We start from the raw sequence: 16,303 nt of genomic DNA, 5'->3' as shown, positions 1-16,303 counted from the left end.
AGAATTGGAAACTGCGTCACGGCATCGAAGTGTCTGCAGCGCGGTCCGCCTTGGTGTAATGGCAGCACGACAGCCTTTGGAGCTGTTAGGTCTAGGTTCGAGTCCTGGAGGCGGAGCATTCACGCTGGCTAGAGAAAGTGGAAGAATGACCGATTCATCCCTCGCCGTCATCATCCTCGCCGCAGGGCAGGGAACACGCATGAAGTCGTCCAGGCCAAAGGTGCTGCACGAGATCGCGGGGGTGTCACTCCTCGGGCACGTGCTCGCGACCGCGTCCAGCCTCGACGCGGCTCAGGTCATCACGGTGGTTCGGCACGAGCGCGATGCCATCGCCGAGGTCGTTCTCGAGCACCTGCCCTCCTCGCTCATCGTCGACCAGGATGAGGTCCCCGGCACCGGCCGTGCCGTCGAGCTGGGCATTGCGGCCCTTCCCGCGGACTTCGGCGGCTGCCTCGTCGTGCTCAGCGCAGACGTTCCGCTGCTCGACGCCGCGACCATCGAGGGTCTCGTCGCGAACCACCGGTCGTCGGGAAACGCGCTCACCCTGCTGAGCGCCTACTTCGACGACCCGACGGGAGCGGGGCGCATCCTGCGATCGACGGATGGCGCGTTCGAGTCGATCGTCGAGCAGAAGGATGCTACAGACGACCAGCTCCTCGTCACGGAGATCAACGCCGGGGTCTACGTGTTCGACGTTCCCGCGCTGCGCACGGCGCTCGGCGCGATCGGAACCGACAACGCGCAGAAGGAGAAATACCTCACGGATGCCGCGGCAGGCATCCGCGCATCCGGTGGCCGCATCGAGGCCGTTCCCGTCTCAGACCCGTGGCTCGTGGCCGGCATCAACGACCGCGCCCAGCTGGGTGCGGCGGGCGTGGAGCTGAACGCACGGATCGTGCGTCGCTGGCAGCTCGCCGGCGTCACCGTGCGCGATCCCGCGACCACCTGGATCGACCGCGACGTGGTGCTCGCCGAAGACGTGGAGCTGCTGCCGGGAACCCAGCTCAAGGGTGCGACCAAGATCGACCGTGGTGCGATCGTCGGCCCCGACACGACCCTCGTGGACTGCGAGATCGGCGAGGGCGCGGTCGTCAAGCGCACCGACGCGACGCTCGCGGTGATCGGTGCCGGCGCATCCGTCGGTCCGTTCGCCTACCTCCGGCCGAACACCGTGCTCGACGACGACGGCAAGATCGGCACCTTCGTCGAGACCAAGAACTCGCACATCGGCCGGGGCAGCAAGGTGCCGCACCTCAGCTACATCGGCGACACCGAGGTCGGCGTCGAGTCGAACGTGGGAGCGGGCACGATCACGGCCAACTACGACGGCGTGAACAAGCACCGCACGAAGGTCGGCTCTCACGTGCGAAGCGGGTCGCACAACGTGTTCGTCGCCCCCGTTAGACTTGGTGACGGAGCCTATACGGGAGCGGGCACGGTGGTTCGAAAGGACGTACCAGCCGGATCGCTTGCGATCAACGTGGCTCCACAACGAAATATGGCGGGCTGGGTCGAGAAAAATCGTCCGGGGACTGCGGCGGCTGAGGCCGCGGCGGCGGCGGGCGACGAAGCTACACACTAGCCTCTTCCTCCAGACAGCGCCGACGACGGCAGAGAGCGGGATACGTGTCCGAGATCAAAATCAACGGACAGAAGAGGCTCGTGATCGTCTCCGGTCGTGCTCATCCCCAGCTGGCCGTCGATATCGCGGCAGAGCTCGACACCGATCTCGTGCACACCAACGCGCGTACCTTCGCGAACGGCGAGCTCTACACCCGCTACGACGAGAGCGTGCGCGGATGCGACGCCTTCGTCATCCAGTCCCACACCACACCGATCAACGAGTGGCTCATGGAGCAGCTCATCATGGTGGATGCCCTCAAGCGGGCATCGGCCAAGCGGATCACCGTGGTCGCGCCGTTCTATCCGTACGCGAGGCAAGACAAGAAGGGCCGCGGTCGCGAGCCGATCTCCGCGCGCCTCGTCGCCGACCTGTTCAAGGCCGCCGGCGCAGACCGCATCATGTCGGTCGACCTGCACGCCGCGCAGATCCAGGGCTTCTTCGACGGCCCCGTCGACCACCTCTTCGCGATGCCGGTGCTGCTCAAGCACTTCCAGTCCAAGCTCGACACCTCAAACCTCACGGTCGTCTCGCCCGATATGGGTCGCGTTCGCGTGGCAGACATCTGGAGCGACAAGCTCGGATCCCCACTCGCGATCATCCACAAGCGTCGCGACCCGCTCGTGCCCAACCGGGTCTCGGTACACGAGATCATCGGCCCGGTCGAGGGTCGCGTGTGCCTCATCGTCGACGACATGATCGACACGGGCCGCACGATCGTCGCCGCGGCCCAGGCGCTCAAGGAGGCTGGGGCGCTCAGCGTCGTCGTTGCCGCGACCCACGCGATCTTCTCCGAACCGGCCACCGAGATCCTTCAGTCCGAGTTCATCAATTCGGTCGTGGTCACCGACACCCTGCCGATTTCGCAGGCGAAGCGCTTTCCGACCCTCACCATCCTGCCGATCGCCCCGCTGCTGGCCACGGCCATCCAACAGGTGTTCGGCGACGGGTCGGTCACCTCGATGTTCGACGGCGCTGCCTGAGGCGACCGGTTCAGCTGTTCTCGATGGGCGGCGGAGCGACGAACCTGCTCGGGATGAGCCCAAGAGACGCCACGTGACGGTCGCCGCCGAACGCCCCGACCGTGTAGCACTGCCAGCCGATGCCACCCGGCCCGAAGAACTCGAATCGGGCGGAGGAGCCCATCGCGTCCGGCGCGACGTGGCGCACCCAGGTCACGCAGGCCGCGGCCGCGTTCGAGGCGTTGAGGGATGCGGTGGTCAGTACGCCGGGCAGCACGAGCGCGATTACGCTCAGGGCCACGATCACGCGGACCATCACCACGCCGCGGCGACCGCGCAGGGGACGGCCGTCCCCTGGGTCGTAGCCGGAGAGCTCCGGGTGCTCCTCGAGATCGCTCATTGTTCGTCCAGTGTCGCACGCGCCGCTGCCGGAATGACCGTGCGGCTGCCAGAGTTGCATCCTGAGCACAGTGCACGTCATCTCTCCCATCACGACCACCCGAGGAGTCATCCATGACCACAACCATGACCGCCATCGTCGCGTCGGCCGGGCCGATCGGCGACACGGCGACCTTCCGCGAGGTCGAAGTTCCCGTGCCCGAGCCGCGCCCTCGCGATCTCCTGGTGCGCGTCGAGGCCGTCTCGGTCAACCCGGTCGACACGAAGCGGCGCGCGGGCCTCGGTGCGGGCGAGTCCGCGAGATACGGATTCGACGCCGCGGGCACGGTTGTTGCGGTCGGTGACGAGGTCACGGGCTTCGCGCTCGGCGATGAGGTCTTCTACGCCGGTGACATCACCCGTGACGGCACGGACGCGGAGTTCCACGCCGTCGATGAGCGGATCGTCGGCCACAAGCCCACCACCCTCGACTTCGCCGGTGCTGCCGCCCTGCCGCTCACCGCGATCACTGCCTGGGAGTCGCTGTTCGAGAAGCTGCGCCTCGGGGCCGACAGCACGGGAACGCTCCTCGTCGTGAGCGGCGCAGGCGGCGTCGGCTCGATCCTCACCCAGCTTGCGCGACAGCTGACCGGAGTGACGATCGTCGCCACCGCATCGCGCCCCGAGTCACGCGAGTTCGTGGCCCGGATGGGTGCCCATCACGTCGTCGATCACTCCGGGGATCTCGTTGCCGCTGTGCGCGAGGTCGTACCGGAGGGCGTGCGCTGGATATTCTCCCCGCAGACCGCACATCACTTCGATGCCTACGTCGAGCTGCTCGCGCCGTTTGGTGAGCTCGTGACGATCGACGGCGCGCGCGGGCTCGACACCACCCGTCTCGTGCAGCCGAGCATCACCTGGCATCAGGAGTGGATGTTCACTCGCGCCAAGTTCGAGACGCCGGACATGGCAGAGCAGGGCCTGCTGCTGGATGCCGTGGCCGCCCTCGTCGACGAGGGCCGCGTCGTGAGCACGCTCACGACCCGCCTCGACGGCTTCACCGCGGAGAACCTGCGCCGCGCGCACGAACTCGTCGAGTCCGGCCGCAGCGTCGGCAAGGTGGTCGTCGCGCGGTAGCGCACCCTAGTGCGTGCTCGGTTCCGTGGCGATCTCGCTGCGGTCGCCGGACCACAGGGTGTGGAAGACGCCGGGCTCGTCGACGCGCTTGTAGGTGTGCGCGCCGAAGAAGTCGCGCTGTCCCTGCACGAGGGCGGCGGGCAGGCGCTTTGAGGCGAGCGAGTCGTAGTAACTGAGCGCTGCACCGAAGCCCGGGATCGGGATGCCCGACAGGGCCGCGGTGGAGACGACGCGCCGCCAGGCTGCCTCGCCCTCCTTCACGGCCTTGGCGAAGTACGGGTCGACGAGCAGCGACGGGATTGTCGCGTCGTTGGCGTACGCCTCGACGATGCGATTGAGGAACTGCGCGCGGATGATGCAGCCGCCTCGCCAGATCGTGGCGACAGCGCCCTTGTCGATGTCCCAGCCGTACTTCTCGGCTCCCGCGATGATGGCGTCGAAACCCTGCGCGTACGCGACGACCTTGGAGGCGTAGAGCGCGGCGCGCACGTCATCCTCGAAGGACGTTCCTGCGGCGGGGGCCACGACATCCGGACGGCTCTCGACGATCGCCTGCACGGCCTCGCGCTGCTCCGGGTGGCTCGAGACGGCGCGCGCGAAGACGGCCTCGGCGATGCCGCCGACGGGAACGCCGAGGTCGAGTGCGTTCTGCACGGTCCAGACTCCGGTTCCCTTGGAGCCGGCCTGGTCGAGCACGATGTCGACGAAGGGCTTGCCGGTCTTCGCGTCGACCTGCCTGAGCACCTCCGCGGTGATCTCGATCAGGTAGGACTCGAGGTCGCCCGAGTTCCAGGTCTCGAAGACATCGGCGATGGCGGCGGGCTCGTGGCCGCTGACGTTGCGCAGCAGGTCGTAGGCCTCGGCAATGAGCTGCATGTCTGCATACTCGATGCCGTTGTGGATCATCTTGACGAAGTGGCCAGCACCATCGGTGCCGATGTGGGTGACACAGGGAACGCCGTCGACGACCGCGGCGATCGACTCGAGGATCGGGCCGAGGGTCTTGTACGACTCGACGGAGCCGCCAGGCATGATGCTCGGACCCTTGAGCGCGCCCTCCTCGCCGCCGGAGATGCCGACGCCGACGAAGTGCAGGCCCTTCTCGCGCAGCGCCTTCTCGCGACGGATGGTGTCCTGGAAGTTGGCGTTGCCGCCGTCGACGATGATGTCGCCCGGCTCGAACACGTCGGAGAGCTGCTGGATGACCGCATCCGTTCCCTTGCCCGCCTGCACCATGATGATCGCGGTGCGCGGCTTGGTGAGCGACGCGGCGAAGTCCTCGATGCTCCCCGCCGCGACAAAACCCTCATCCGGGTGCTCTTCGAGCAGCAGGTCGGTGCGCTCGGGGGAGCGGTTGTAGACGGCGACGGTGTTGCCCTCGCGGCTCGACAGGTTGCGTGCCAGGTTCGAGCCCATGACGGCGAGCCCGATGACCCCGATGTTCGCAGTTGCTGTGGCGGTGTCTGGCATTGTCTCTCCTGAAAAGTCGGGATCGTGAGGTCGGGATCGTGCGGGCGGATGATTCTTCCGCACGTACAGGCTAGAGCCAGCGGGATGCTGGTGAAAGTTGGTTACGCAATTGGCCTACCTGCTGACCGGCTCCTCGCCGTTCAACAGGGCGAGCTCGTGGCGGCGCGGTGCACCCTCCCAGTCGCCGGGCACGAGGCACGCGTATGCGCCCGTCGTGACCGCCGTCTGGAGGCAGGCGTCGACATCCGCTCCGAGAAGGTGCTCGGCAAGGTAGCCCGCGACGAAGGCGTCGCCCGCGCCGACCGTGTCCACGACATTCACTCGGATGGCCTCGCGCTCGTACTCCTTGCCGTCGACGACCGCGACCGCCCCGTGGGCACCGCGCTTGACCACGGCTGCCCCGGCGCCGAGCGTGACCAGCTCGTGCGCGAAATGCACTGGAGCCTCCGCCTCGCCGACGGCGATGGACGCCTCGTCGTCGCCGGCGAACACGATGTCCGTCTGCGGGATGATGCGCCGGTAGGTCTCGCGAGCCTGTTCACGAGACCAGAGCTTGCTGCGGAAGTTCAGGTCGAACGACACCGGGACCCCCGCCTCCTTCGCGACGCGGATCGCCTCGAAGGTCGTCTCGGCCATCCCGTCTGAGAGCGCCGGCGAGATGCCGGTGAGGTGCAGGAGATTCGCGTTCCTGATGACGTCGAAGTCGACCTCGTCGATGCGAAGACGCCCTCCCGCGTTTGCTTTCCGGTAGTACCAGACGCGCGTGTCGGTGCTCGTACGCCGTTCCTTCACCATGAGGGAGGTCGGCGCCTCCTGGTCGCGCACGGCCAGCACGCGAACACCCTCTGCCGCGAGTTCCCTGAGCACGAGGTCACCGAGGGGATCCGTTCCCACCTTGCCGATCCAGGTCGTCTCGGTGCCGAGGCGGCTGAGGCCGATCGCGACGTTGCTCTCCGAGCCACCGATGCCGAGCGACATCGTGCGCTCGTGCGACAGTGGGCCGAATCCGGTGGAGCCCATGAGAGCCATGGTCTCGCCCAACGTGACGACGCCGCTCATGCGATGGTCTTCTGTGCCACCTCGACGGCGGCGGTGCAGCGGTCGGCCAGTGCGGCGAGCGATCCGCCCTTGAGCGCGTCGCCGATGAGTGGACCCCCAAGGCTCACGGCGGTGGCACCGGCGTGAAGCCAGAGCGGGATATCCGCAAGCGTTATGCCGCCGGAGGGCACGAACTGCAGTTCGGGGAACGGCCCGCGCAGATGCGAGCCGTATTGCGGACCGACGGTCTCGGCCGGGAAGATCTTCACCGCGGTCGCGCCGACCTCCCAGGCCGAGTACAGCTCGGTGGGGGTGAGACCGCCGGGGAATACCGGAATGCCGTTGCGTACGGCGAGCTCTACGATATCCAGCCGCGTGATCGGTGTGACGAGGTAGGTGGCGCCGGCGTCAATGGCGCGCTGGGCCTGCCCGACCGTGGTGATCGTGCCCAGACCGATCTCGACATCCGCCCCGCCGCGCGCCACGAGCGCGGGCAGGTGCTCGAAGGTGTTCGGCGTGCTCAGCGTCAGCTCGACCGAATGCACGCCGTTCTCCACGAGCACGTCGATGACCGCGTCGTAGTCGGTGGCATCGCGCGCGCGAAGCACCGCGATGATGGGGTGTTCGCGCAGCAGGGTCGACGGCTCGAGTCTCGTCGATGCGGTCATGGGAGCTCCTTGGAGGGCTGGTTACCAGTCGTGAATCGTGCCGTCCAGCGTGAGGCGGTTGACCGGCAGGTACGCGGGTGTGTACTCGAAGGTTGCCGCAAGTTCGTCGTTGTAGTCCACTCCGAGGCCCGGGTTGTCGCCCGGGTACAGCAAGCCGTTCGCGAAGGTGTAGCTGGTCTGGAACACGTTCAGCGTATCGTCCGAGTGCTTCATGTACTCCTGAATGCCGAAGTTGTGGATGGCGATGTCGAGATGCAGCGCCGCAGCCTGGCCCACGGGCGAGATGTCGGTCGGCCCGTGGAAGCCGGACTTGATCTGGTAGACGCCTGCGAAGTCCATGATCTTCTTCAGCGCACTGATGCCGCCGGTGTGCGTGACGGCGCTGCGCACGTAGTCGATGAGCTGCTCGGTGATGAGCGTCTGGTAGTCGAAGACCGTGTTGAAGACCTCTCCTATGGCGAGTGGTGTCGTGGTCTGCGAGCGCACCCGTCGCAGCCCCTCCTGGTTCTCGCCCGGGGTGCAGTCCTCGAGCCAGAACAGGTCGTAGGGCTCGAGCGACTTGCCGAGGATGGCCGCCTGGTTCGGGGTTAGCCTGTGGTGCCCGTCGTGCAGCAGCGGAAAGTCGTAGCCGAACTCCTCGCGCACGGCCGCGAACACGGTGGGGATGTGGTGCAGGTATGCCCTGCTGTCCCACTCCTCTTCCGTGGGGGCGAGGCCGCGCCCGGCAGGCTCGTAGTCGTAGCGCGCACCGGGCTTCTGGTCGGTGGCGACCCCGTAGACCTGGCCGAGGCCGGGCACCGAGGTCTGCACGCGAATGGCTTGGAAGCCCTCCTCGAGGTGGTTACGGATCGAAGTGAAGAGCGAGGGCAGGTCGGAGCCGGATGCGTGCCCGTAGGCGAGCGCGCCCGTCCTGGAGGCGCCGCCGAGCAGCTGGTAGACCGGCAGGCCCGCGACCTTGCCCTTGATGTCCCAGAGTGCGACATCCACCGCGGCGATCGCGGCCATGGTGACGGGGCCACGACGCCAGTACGCCCCTCGGTAGAGGTACTGCCAGGTGTCTTCGATCTTCTGCGGGTCGCGGCCGATGAGGATGGGCGCGACGTGCTCGCTCAGGTAGGAGACGACGGCGAGTTCTCGCCCGTTGAGAGTCGCATCGCCGAGACCGGTGACGCCGTCCGAGGTGGTGATCCTGAGGGTCACGAAGTTGCGGCCGGGGCTGGTGACCAGCACTTCGACGCGGTCGATGGTGCTCACGATGTTCTCGCTTTCGGATCGATGGCGGCGTCAGTTGCGACGCGCGTATGCCTGCAGGGGAAGGGTATAGCTGAGGTCGATCGCCGTCTCGATGGCTTCGTCGTGTCCGAGGCGATGCTCGGCGACGAGTTTTGCCAGGAAGCCGGCGTCGATGCGCCTGGCCAGGTCGTGCCTGGCCGGGATCGACGCGAAGGCACGGGTGTCGTCCACGAAGCCGCTCGTGTTGTAGAAGCCCGCGGTCTCGGTGGTGAGTTCACGGAACCTGGCCATGCCGCCGGGGGAGTCGAGAAACCACCACGGTGCCCCGAGCCTGATCGACGGATAGGCACCGGCGATGGGGGCGAGCTCCCGCGAGTACACGGTCTCGTCCACGGTGAACAGCACCATGCGAAAGCGCGGGTCGTGCCCGAAGGCGTCGAGCAGCGGTCGAAGCGATCGCGTGAACTCGACCGTCGCCGGGATGTCGAAACCCTGGTTCTCGCCGACATTCGCGAGCACGGAGCTCGAGTGGTTGCGCAGCACGCCCGGGTGAAGCTGCATGACGAGACCGTCGTCGAGCGACATCCGTGCCGTCTCGAACAGCATGTTCGCGGCGAAGGCGGATGCGCTGGCCGCGTCGGCCTGCCCGTGCAGCGCCGCGTCGAAGATGCGCTGTGCCTCGGCCGAGGGTAACGGCGTGGTGTCTGCGGAGAGGTGGCCGTGGTCGCTCGCGCGTCCGCCCGCCGCGGCGAAGGCCGCACGACGCTGACGAAGCGCGTCGAGGAAGCTCGCGTAGTCGGTGATGTCGATGCCGCTGGTGGTCGAGAGCGCGCGGATGCCCCTGGTCCAGCTGGCGCGATCCGGGTAGAACAGCGCGTCCGGGCGGAAGGTGGGCACGACGCGCTCGCCCCACTCCGCCGCGAGCGCCGCGTGGGAGGCGAGGTCGGCATCCGGTGCGTCCGTCGTGCTCAGGATCTCGATGTTGAAGTGGTCGAACAGCGGGCGGATGCGGAACTCCGGTCGCCCGAGCGCGTCCAGCAGCTGGTCATAGATCTCGTCCGCCGTCGAGGCTGCGGGCTCGACCGTGACGCCGAAGATCTCCACGAGCTCGTGCTCGAGCCAGTAGCGGGTGGGGGTGCCGCGGAACAGCTTCCAGTTCTCGCACACCGTGCGCCAGATGAGCCGGTGATCGGTCTCGACGGCCACGTTCGCCTCGAGCGAGGGGACACCCAGGTCCTGGCTGCGAAAGCCCTGCGAGACGAGCATCCTCGTGAGGTAGTGGTCGGGGATCACGAAGAGTTCCGTCGGGTCGCCGAACCCGTCGTTGTTCAGGATCGCATCGATCTCGATGTGCCCGTGCATCGAGACGAGCGGCAGCGCTGCGGTGTGTCCGTAGATCTCCCTTGCGATGGCTCGCTGGGTCGCCTCGGCCGGTAATGCTCGGTCCGGGTGCAGCGTCCAGGGTCCTGTGGCCACATTCGCCTCCTCGGTGAAACACGGCTGGACTGAAACAAAATCGCATGATGTTTCAGGCGCGTCTCCCGATGAGAGTGCCGCTCATCCGCAACTATAAACCTAGAATCACGGGAAAGTCACGTCTCAGTTCTCGTGTGCTAGCCAGTTCAGAAGTTTTTTGGGATTGCCCCTTGACGAAACACTGAAAAGGTTTGCAGAATGTCCTACACGAGGCACAGGAGTGCCGACCCGAATCCGTACGAGGTGGTGTGAGCATGGCTGTGACGATCCGCGACGTTGCTCGTGAGGCCGGTGTCTCGATCTCGACGGTGTCCCGCGCACTCGCCTCGCCCGAGCAGGTTGCCGAGGCCACGAGACTCCACGTGCAGGCCACTGCCCAGCGCATGGGCTACCGCGTCAACAACAATGCACGCTCGCTCATCACGGGCAGGAAGCGCAGCTTCGGCCTCGTCGTTCCCGACCTCGAGAACCCCTTCTTCGGCTCCGTCTGCAAGGGTGTGCAGGCCAGGGCGCGAGCCGCGGGCTACGCCGTGTTCGTCGCGGACACCGACGAGGACTCGACCGTGGAGGCGGAGGTCGTGCGCAGCCTCACCAAGCAGGTCGACGGCGTCATCCTCTGCTCGCCCCGTGCCGCGGACGAGGAGATCCTCGAACTCTCGGGCGAGACGCCGCTCGTGCTGGCCAACCGGTATCTCAAGAGCATCCCGTCGATCACCTTCGACAACGGGGGAGGGATGCGCGCGGTGCTCAAGCACCTGGTCGCGCTCGGCCATCGCACCATCGCCTACGCGGCGGGCCCGGAGCGCTCCTGGTCGAACACCGAACGCGTCGAGGCCTTCCGTGACGTCGCGTCCTCCGATTCGAGCCTCGAGCTCATCGAGCTCGGCAACTTCGCACCCTTCTTCTCGGGTGGAGTGCACGCCGGCGACCTCGCGATCGCGAGCGGCGCGACCGCGGTGGTCGCGTACAACGACATCATGGCGCTCGGTCTGATCGACCGCCTGCGCCAGCGTGGCCTCTCCGCCCCGTTCGACATGAGCGTCACCGGCTTCGACAACGTGGCGGTCTCCACCTTCGTCTGGCCGAATCTCACGACCGTCGACCTCCCGAGGGTGCAGATGGGGCGGATGAGCGTGGACACGCTGCTCGACGCGCTCGAGACCGGAGACCTGCCCACCCGCCCGGCGATCGAGCTTCCCGTCGAACTCGTAGTGAGGCAGTCGACCGGGGTCGTCGGTACGTCGCAGGGGGAATCAGCCGGGGGAGAGAAGGCCGAGGCGGCCGAGGCTGTCTCGGAAACAGCTTCTGAACGTTGACATCCGCCCTCTCGTCTTCTTCCACCTTTGGAGCACATGTGTCACCCCAGCGACTGTCGTTGGCCACGCTGTCATCGGCCACGCTGTCATCCGTCGCGGCCGCGGGCCCCGGCACCTCGGTCACCGCGCCGGTGCTCGACCCGGCGACGGTGTCGATCGGCATCGTCCACTTCGGTATCGGCGCGTTCCACCGCAGCCACCAGGCGGTCTTCACCGAGGACGCCGCGGCGGCATCCGGGGAGACGGGCTGGGGCATCCTCGGCGTGACGGGGCGCACGGATGCCGTGGTGCGACAGCTGCGGCCGCAGGACTGCCTCTATGGCGTGCTGCAGAAGGATGCCGATACGACCTCGCTGCGCATCGTCGGCGCGGTGCGCGAGGTGGCCTGGCCCGGCCGGGACTCCGAGCGCGTGCTCGAGGCGCTCGCGAGCGACACCACTCACCTCGCGACCCTGACCGTGACGGAGAAGGGCTACCTGCGCGCGGCGGACGGAACGGTCGACCTCGGCATCGCCGGGGTGAGCGAGGATGTCGAACTCGTCGCGGGCGAACTGCGTGGAGACGGCGCAGGGCATCCCTCGCGCACCGCCATCGGACTCCTCGTGCGCGGGCTCGCTCGCCGGTTCCGCACGTCCGGTCGACCGTTCACGGTGCTCTCCTGCGACAACGTCGTGCACAACGGCGAGATGGTGAAGAAGGTCGTGCTCTCCTGGGCTGCCGCGGTCGAAGAGGCTGCTGTTGTCGACGGCTCTGCCGCCTTTGCGTACTGGCTGCAGAACTCGGTGCGCTATCCGTCGTCGATGGTCGACCGCATCACCCCGGCCGTCACTGCCGCAGACCAGGAAGTGGCGCTCGGACTGCTCGGCCTGAGCGACGAGGCGCTCGTGGTGGCCGAGCCGTTCTCGCAGTGGGTCGTCGAAGACGATTTCGCCGACTCGCGCCCCGCCTGGGAGCTCGCCGGTGTCACGATGACGGCCGACGTCATGCCCTTCGAGCGGGCGAAGCTGCGGGTGCTCAATGCCACTCACTCCCTGCTCGCCTACCTCGGCAACCTCAGCGGTCACGCGACCATCGCGGAGACCGTCGTGGATGACGCGATTCGCGAGCGTGCCCTGCGGATGCTCAACGACGACATCCTGCCCACGCTCGAGAGCCTGCCCGGCCTCGATCTCGCCGAATACCGCGATTCCGTGCTCGCCCGCTTCGCCAACCCGGCGCTCGCGCACACGACCCTGCAGGTGGCGATGGACGGCTCGCAGAAGCTGCCCAACCGCATCATGGTGACGGCTCTCGAGCGCCTTCACGCCGGGTCGCTGCCGCAGGGCCTCGCATTCGCGATCGCCGCGTGGATCGCCTTCGTCGCCTCGACGCTGTTGCCCGGCGGGCCGACGCTCGACGATCCGATGGCCGCGGAGCTGGGCGCGGCCGTCGGCTCCGCGGACGCGCTCGAGAACGACCCGCAGGCGGTCGTGTCCCGCGTCTTCGGCCTTCGCCGGATCGTGCCGGCCGAACTCGCAGACTCCACTGAATTTCGCGACGCCGTCGTGAACCAGCTTTCCGAAGTGCGGCGCCTGATCGCGTCGCCACGACCATCGAATGGATGACAGAAATGCCTAAGATCGCCTCGCTCACGGTTCACGACGTGCGCTTTCCCACCTCCCTCGAACTCGACGGCTCAGACGCCGTCAACGTCGACCCGGACCACTCGGCGGCGTATCTCACGATCACCGTCGATGACCCGTCCTGGCCCAAGGGCCACGGCTTCGTCTTCACCGGCGGCCGGGGCAATGACGTGCTCTGTTACACGATTCAGGCCGTCGCGAAGCTCCTGCCCGACGAGCCGGTGGAGTGGATGCTCAACCACCTCGGCGAGGTGTCGCGGCTGCTCGTGCACGATTCGCAGTTCCGCTGGATCGGGCCGGAGAAGGGCGTCAGCCACATGGCCGCGGGCGCGGTGCTGAACGCCCTGTGGGACATCAAGGCGAAGCGCGCGGGCCTTCCGCTGTGGAAGCTGCTCGCCCGGATGACGCCCGAGGAACTCGTCGACGTGGTCGACTTCGGCCACATCACCGACGCGCTCTCCAGGGAGGACGCGCTCGAGATCCTTCGCAGGGGCCAGGAGGGCAAAGAGGAGCGCATCGCCGAACTCGAGGCGAACGGTTTCCCGGCGTACACGACCGGCCCGGGTTGGCTCGGCTACAGCGACGAGAAGATGCTGCGACTCATCCGCGAGGCGCTCGAGCTCAGGTTCCACATGATCAAGATGAAGGTCGCGGGCAATCTCGACGACGACAAGCGCCGCCTGCGCTTGGCCCGCGAGGCTGTCGGGCCCGACTTCAGGCTCGCGATCGACGCCAACCAGCGCTGGGAGATCGACGAGGCGATTCGTTGGATCACCGCGCTCACGGAGTTCGGCCTCTACTGGGTGGAGGAGCCGGTGAGCCCGGATGACATCCTCGGCCACGCGCGCATCCGTAAAGCCATCGCTCCGACCCGGGTGGTCACTGGCGAGGCCGTGCAGAACCGCATCGTGTTCAAGCAGTTGCTGCAGGTGGGCGCGATCGATGCGATGCAGATCGACTCGACGCGGGTTGCCGGGCCGAACGAGAACATCGCGAACCTGTTGCTCGCGTCGAAGTTCGACATCCCGGTCTGCCCGCACACCGGCGGTGCCGGCCTGTGCGAGCTCGTGCAACACTTCTCCTTCTTCGACTACGCGGTCGTCTCTGGCTGGAAGACGGATGGCCGCGAGGGCCGCATGATCGAATACATAGCCCACCTGCACGAGCACTTCGTCTCCCCGGCGCGACTCGTGAACGGCAACTACGCCGCCCCGGTCGACCCGGGCACCAGCGCGGAGATCCGCCGGGAGTCGATCGAGAAATGGACCTACCCCGACGGGCCGGGCTGGGCGCAGCTGCGGGCCACCGGTCAGGTGAAGTAGTAGCACCCGATACCCTGTAGGCATGTCGAGTTCTCCGAAGCCGCTCATCGTCGTCATGGGGGTCTCCGGTTCCGGCAAGAGCACGGTGAGTGCGCTTCTCGGCGAGAGGCTCGGCGTGCCGTACGTGGATGCGGACGACCTGCACCCGCAGGCCAACGTCGAGAAGATGGCGGCCGGGCATCCGCTGAACGACGAGGATCGTTGGCCCTGGCTCGCGACGGTCGGTGACACCCTGACGAAGGCAGAGGCGACCGGCCTCGTGATCGCCTGCTCCGCGCTCAGGCGTGTCTACCGCGAGGCGATTCTCGCGCGGGAGCCTCGAGCCGTCTTCGTCGAGCTCGACGGCTCGCGCGCCCTGCTGGAAGAGCGGATGAGCCAGCGGCGCGACCACTTCATGCCGACCTCGCTGCTCGACTCGCAGCTGGCGACGCTCGAATCGCTCCAGGCGGACGAGCCGGGCTTCAGGGTGTCGATCGACCAGACGCCAGACCAGATCGTCGATGCGGTACTGGCTGGCTTGGGCTAAGCTGGCCCCTGAACTTCGGCGAGGGAATCACCCGGTGATTCCGTGATCGACGCGGTGGAGTGGCAGGGCCTGTCGGGAGAAATCCCCTGGGTGCACGTCTTCCTCACGCTGCAGTGTTGTATTCACTGCCGATGCGTTCGAGTTGAAAACAATCACGTGGGCCCCGGCCCCGATAGGAGAACAGCATGGCTGAGAAAAGCGCCAACCACCTCGTGACCGAGGCGCGCGAGAGCTTCGGTAAGGGAGCGGCTCGCAAGATCCGCGCCGCGGGCAAGATCCCCGCCGTCATCTACGGGCACGGCACCGAGCCGCAGCACGTGACGCTGCCCGGGCACGAGACCGCGCTCATCATCCGCAAGGCGAACCAGGTGCTCGAGCTCGACATCCAGGGCAAGATCCAGCTGGCGCTCGTGAAGGATGTGCAGAAGGACCCGGTGCGCCAGATCATCGAGCACCTCGATCTCGTCGTCGTGCGCAAGGGCGAGAAGGTGCAGGTCGAGGTCGCGGTGCACCTCGTGGGAGAGTCCGCCGCAGGCACCGTGTACGAGCTCGACGCCCAGCGCCTGCTGCTCGAGGTCTCGGCCACGAGCATCCCGGAGCGCGTCGAGGTCGACATCGAGGGTGCAGAGGCCGGTATCCGCGTCTACGCCAAGGACGTTCCGCTGCCGGAGGGTGCGACCCTGATCTCCGACCCCGAGGCACTCGTGGTCGACATCGTCATCCCGCAGGCCCAGGACCTGGGTGAGGTCGCCGAGACCGAAGAGGCTGCCGAAGAGGCTGCACCAGCAGAAGAGGCGGAAGCGGAGTAATCACTCTCCGCGTCAACGGTGGACAGTAAACACTGGCTCGTGGTCGGGCTCGGCAACCCCGGGCCCGACTACGCGGGTAATCGTCACAACGTCGGGCAGATGGCGCTCGCCGAGCTGGCCGATCGTGCCTCGGCGACATTCAAGTCGCACAAGGCCGGCGCCACCGTGGCGGAGTCGCGCAGCGGGCTCGAGGGCCCGCGGCTCATCCTGGCCAAGCCGAACAGCTTCATGAACCTCTCCGGTGGTGCCGTCGCCGGCCTGCTGAGATTCTTCTCGCTCGACCCGTCTCGGCTCATCGTGCTGCACGACGAGCTCGACATCCCCTTCGACACCCTGCGCCTGAAGTTCGGCGGCGGGCATGGAGGGCACAACGGCCTGCGCGACATCATCGCGGCGATAGGCACGCCAGACTTCACGCGGGTGCGCATCGGTGTAGGGCGCCCGCCCGGACGGATGCCCGCGGCCGACTTCGTGCTCCGTGACTTCTCCGCTGAGGAACGCAAGGTTTTGCCGAACCTGCTCTCGGATGCCGCCGATGCGGTCGAGCAGATCGCTGGCGAGGGCCTCACGGCGGCCCAGCTGCGCGTGCACACCTCCGCCGCCGACTGAGCTGCCGCCGGGCAGGGTTGGAGGAGATTTCTGCGGATCAGCGCGGAATGGAGGAGTTTTTCGTCTCGCAGCCGCGGTTTCTCCTCCTTTCCAGTGGTGACGACCCCGTGTCTCCG

At 67.2% G+C, this 16,303-nt stretch carries 15 protein-coding genes and 1 tRNA gene; 10 read left to right on the top strand and 6 right to left on the bottom strand.

Features of this window, described 5'->3' with window-relative positions; translation table 11 throughout:
- Window positions 1–44: 44 nt before the first annotated feature.
- The 3 genes from ABUA28_RS00855 (at window position 45) to ABUA28_RS00845 (ending at window position 2,604) form a co-directional block, all read left to right on the top strand.
- A tRNA-Gln gene (locus tag ABUA28_RS00855) sits at window positions 45–116 on the top strand.
- A gap of 29 nt (window positions 117–145) precedes the next feature.
- On the top strand, window positions 146–1,582 hold the full coding sequence (glmU, locus tag ABUA28_RS00850) for a bifunctional UDP-N-acetylglucosamine diphosphorylase/glucosamine-1-phosphate N-acetyltransferase GlmU (protein ID WP_349901878.1): 1,437 nt from the start codon (window positions 146–148) through the stop codon (window positions 1,580–1,582).
- Between the two features lie 44 nt (window positions 1,583–1,626).
- Window positions 1,627–2,604 carry a ribose-phosphate diphosphokinase gene (locus ABUA28_RS00845; protein WP_349901876.1) on the top strand — a complete coding sequence of 326 codons (978 nt, stop codon included), beginning with the start codon at window positions 1,627–1,629 and terminating at the stop codon, window positions 2,602–2,604.
- Between the two features lie 10 nt (window positions 2,605–2,614).
- Here ABUA28_RS00845 and ABUA28_RS00840 read toward each other — a convergent pair whose 3' ends face one another.
- Window positions 2,615–2,983 carry a hypothetical protein gene (locus ABUA28_RS00840; RefSeq protein WP_349901874.1) on the bottom strand — a complete coding sequence of 123 codons (369 nt, stop codon included), beginning with the start codon at window positions 2,981–2,983 and terminating at the stop codon, window positions 2,615–2,617.
- A gap of 113 nt (window positions 2,984–3,096) precedes the next feature.
- Between ABUA28_RS00840 and ABUA28_RS00835 the strand changes: the two genes are divergently transcribed.
- The gene (locus ABUA28_RS00835) at window positions 3,097–4,098 is read left to right on the top strand and encodes a zinc-binding alcohol dehydrogenase family protein (protein WP_349901872.1); all 1,002 of its coding nucleotides are present in this window, start codon (window positions 3,097–3,099) and stop codon (window positions 4,096–4,098) included.
- A gap of 6 nt (window positions 4,099–4,104) precedes the next feature.
- Here ABUA28_RS00835 and gndA read toward each other — a convergent pair whose 3' ends face one another.
- The 5 genes from gndA to uxaC form a co-directional block, all read right to left on the bottom strand.
- A complete protein-coding gene (gndA, locus tag ABUA28_RS00830; protein WP_349901870.1) occupies window positions 4,105–5,568 on the bottom strand; it encodes an NADP-dependent phosphogluconate dehydrogenase in 1,464 nt (487 codons plus the stop codon).
- A 114-nt stretch (window positions 5,569–5,682) separates the two neighbouring features.
- Window positions 5,683–6,627: a sugar kinase gene (locus tag ABUA28_RS00825; protein WP_349901868.1), complete on the bottom strand. Its 945-nt coding sequence runs from the start codon at window positions 6,625–6,627 to the stop codon at window positions 5,683–5,685.
- Window positions 6,624–7,274: a bifunctional 4-hydroxy-2-oxoglutarate aldolase/2-dehydro-3-deoxy-phosphogluconate aldolase gene (locus ABUA28_RS00820; RefSeq protein ID WP_349901867.1), complete on the bottom strand. Its 651-nt coding sequence runs from the start codon at window positions 7,272–7,274 to the stop codon at window positions 6,624–6,626. The genes ABUA28_RS00825 and ABUA28_RS00820 overlap by 4 nt, the downstream gene beginning before the upstream one ends.
- Window positions 7,275–7,295: 21 nt before the next feature.
- Window positions 7,296–8,528: a D-mannonate dehydratase ManD gene (manD, locus tag ABUA28_RS00815; protein WP_349901865.1), complete on the bottom strand. Its 1,233-nt coding sequence runs from the start codon at window positions 8,526–8,528 to the stop codon at window positions 7,296–7,298.
- Window positions 8,529–8,558: 30 nt separating this feature from the next.
- Window positions 8,559–9,983, bottom strand: coding sequence for a glucuronate isomerase (uxaC, locus tag ABUA28_RS00810; RefSeq protein WP_349901863.1), 1,425 nt, complete (start codon window positions 9,981–9,983; stop codon window positions 8,559–8,561).
- 254 nt (window positions 9,984–10,237) lie between these two features.
- Here uxaC and ABUA28_RS00805 point away from each other — a divergent pair, with 254 nt between their 5' ends.
- From ABUA28_RS00805 to pth, 6 genes are all read left to right on the top strand, one after another.
- Window positions 10,238–11,299: a LacI family DNA-binding transcriptional regulator gene (locus ABUA28_RS00805; protein WP_349901861.1), complete on the top strand. Its 1,062-nt coding sequence runs from the start codon at window positions 10,238–10,240 to the stop codon at window positions 11,297–11,299.
- Window positions 11,300–11,337: 38 nt separating this feature from the next.
- Entirely contained in the window at window positions 11,338–12,903 is a 1,566-nt protein-coding gene (locus ABUA28_RS00800; protein ID WP_349901860.1) for a mannitol dehydrogenase family protein, read from the top strand.
- Window positions 12,904–12,908: 5 nt separating this feature from the next.
- Window positions 12,909–14,243 carry an enolase C-terminal domain-like protein gene (locus ABUA28_RS00795; RefSeq protein WP_349902682.1) on the top strand — a complete coding sequence of 445 codons (1,335 nt, stop codon included), beginning with the start codon at window positions 12,909–12,911 and terminating at the stop codon, window positions 14,241–14,243.
- A 22-nt stretch (window positions 14,244–14,265) separates the two neighbouring features.
- On the top strand, window positions 14,266–14,769 hold the full coding sequence (locus ABUA28_RS00790; RefSeq protein ID WP_349901858.1) for a gluconokinase: 504 nt from the start codon (window positions 14,266–14,268) through the stop codon (window positions 14,767–14,769).
- 185 nt (window positions 14,770–14,954) lie between these two features.
- A complete protein-coding gene (locus tag ABUA28_RS00785; protein WP_349901857.1) occupies window positions 14,955–15,578 on the top strand; it encodes a 50S ribosomal protein L25/general stress protein Ctc in 624 nt (207 codons plus the stop codon).
- 18 nt (window positions 15,579–15,596) lie between these two features.
- Complete coding sequence (gene pth, locus ABUA28_RS00780) at window positions 15,597–16,187, top strand: aminoacyl-tRNA hydrolase (RefSeq protein ID WP_349901855.1); 591 nt, start codon at window positions 15,597–15,599, stop codon at window positions 16,185–16,187.
- Window positions 16,188–16,303: the final 116 nt, after the last annotated feature.

It is taken from the genome of Parafrigoribacterium humi (assembly GCF_040227205.1).
Taxonomy (GTDB): Bacteria; Actinomycetota; Actinomycetes; order Actinomycetales; family Microbacteriaceae; genus Parafrigoribacterium_A; species Parafrigoribacterium_A humi.
Note: the sequence above shows the minus strand (reverse complement) of the source record. Positions and strands in the feature narration are given on the sequence as shown.

What these genes read in the sequence shown, in the direction of transcription:
- glmU (WP_349901878.1), top strand. Translation starts at nt 146, where the DNA reads ATGACCGATTCATCCCTCGCCGTCATCATCCTCGCCGCAGGGCAGGGA.
- ABUA28_RS00840 (WP_349901874.1), bottom strand. Translation starts at nt 2,983, where the DNA reads ATGAGCGATCTCGAGGAGCACCCGGAGCTCTCCGGCTACGACCCAGGG.
- ABUA28_RS00835 (WP_349901872.1), top strand. Translation starts at nt 3,097, where the DNA reads ATGACCACAACCATGACCGCCATCGTCGCGTCGGCCGGGCCGATCGGC.
- gndA (WP_349901870.1), bottom strand. Translation starts at nt 5,568, where the DNA reads ATGCCAGACACCGCCACAGCAACTGCGAACATCGGGGTCATCGGGCTC.
- ABUA28_RS00825 (WP_349901868.1), bottom strand. Translation starts at nt 6,627, where the DNA reads ATGAGCGGCGTCGTCACGTTGGGCGAGACCATGGCTCTCATGGGCTCC.
- ABUA28_RS00820 (WP_349901867.1), bottom strand. Translation starts at nt 7,274, where the DNA reads ATGACCGCATCGACGAGACTCGAGCCGTCGACCCTGCTGCGCGAACAC.
- ABUA28_RS00805 (WP_349901861.1), top strand. Translation starts at nt 10,238, where the DNA reads ATGGCTGTGACGATCCGCGACGTTGCTCGTGAGGCCGGTGTCTCGATC.
- ABUA28_RS00795 (WP_349902682.1), top strand. Translation starts at nt 12,909, where the DNA reads ATGCCTAAGATCGCCTCGCTCACGGTTCACGACGTGCGCTTTCCCACC.
- ABUA28_RS00790 (WP_349901858.1), top strand. Translation starts at nt 14,266, where the DNA reads ATGTCGAGTTCTCCGAAGCCGCTCATCGTCGTCATGGGGGTCTCCGGT.
- ABUA28_RS00785 (WP_349901857.1), top strand. Translation starts at nt 14,955, where the DNA reads ATGGCTGAGAAAAGCGCCAACCACCTCGTGACCGAGGCGCGCGAGAGC.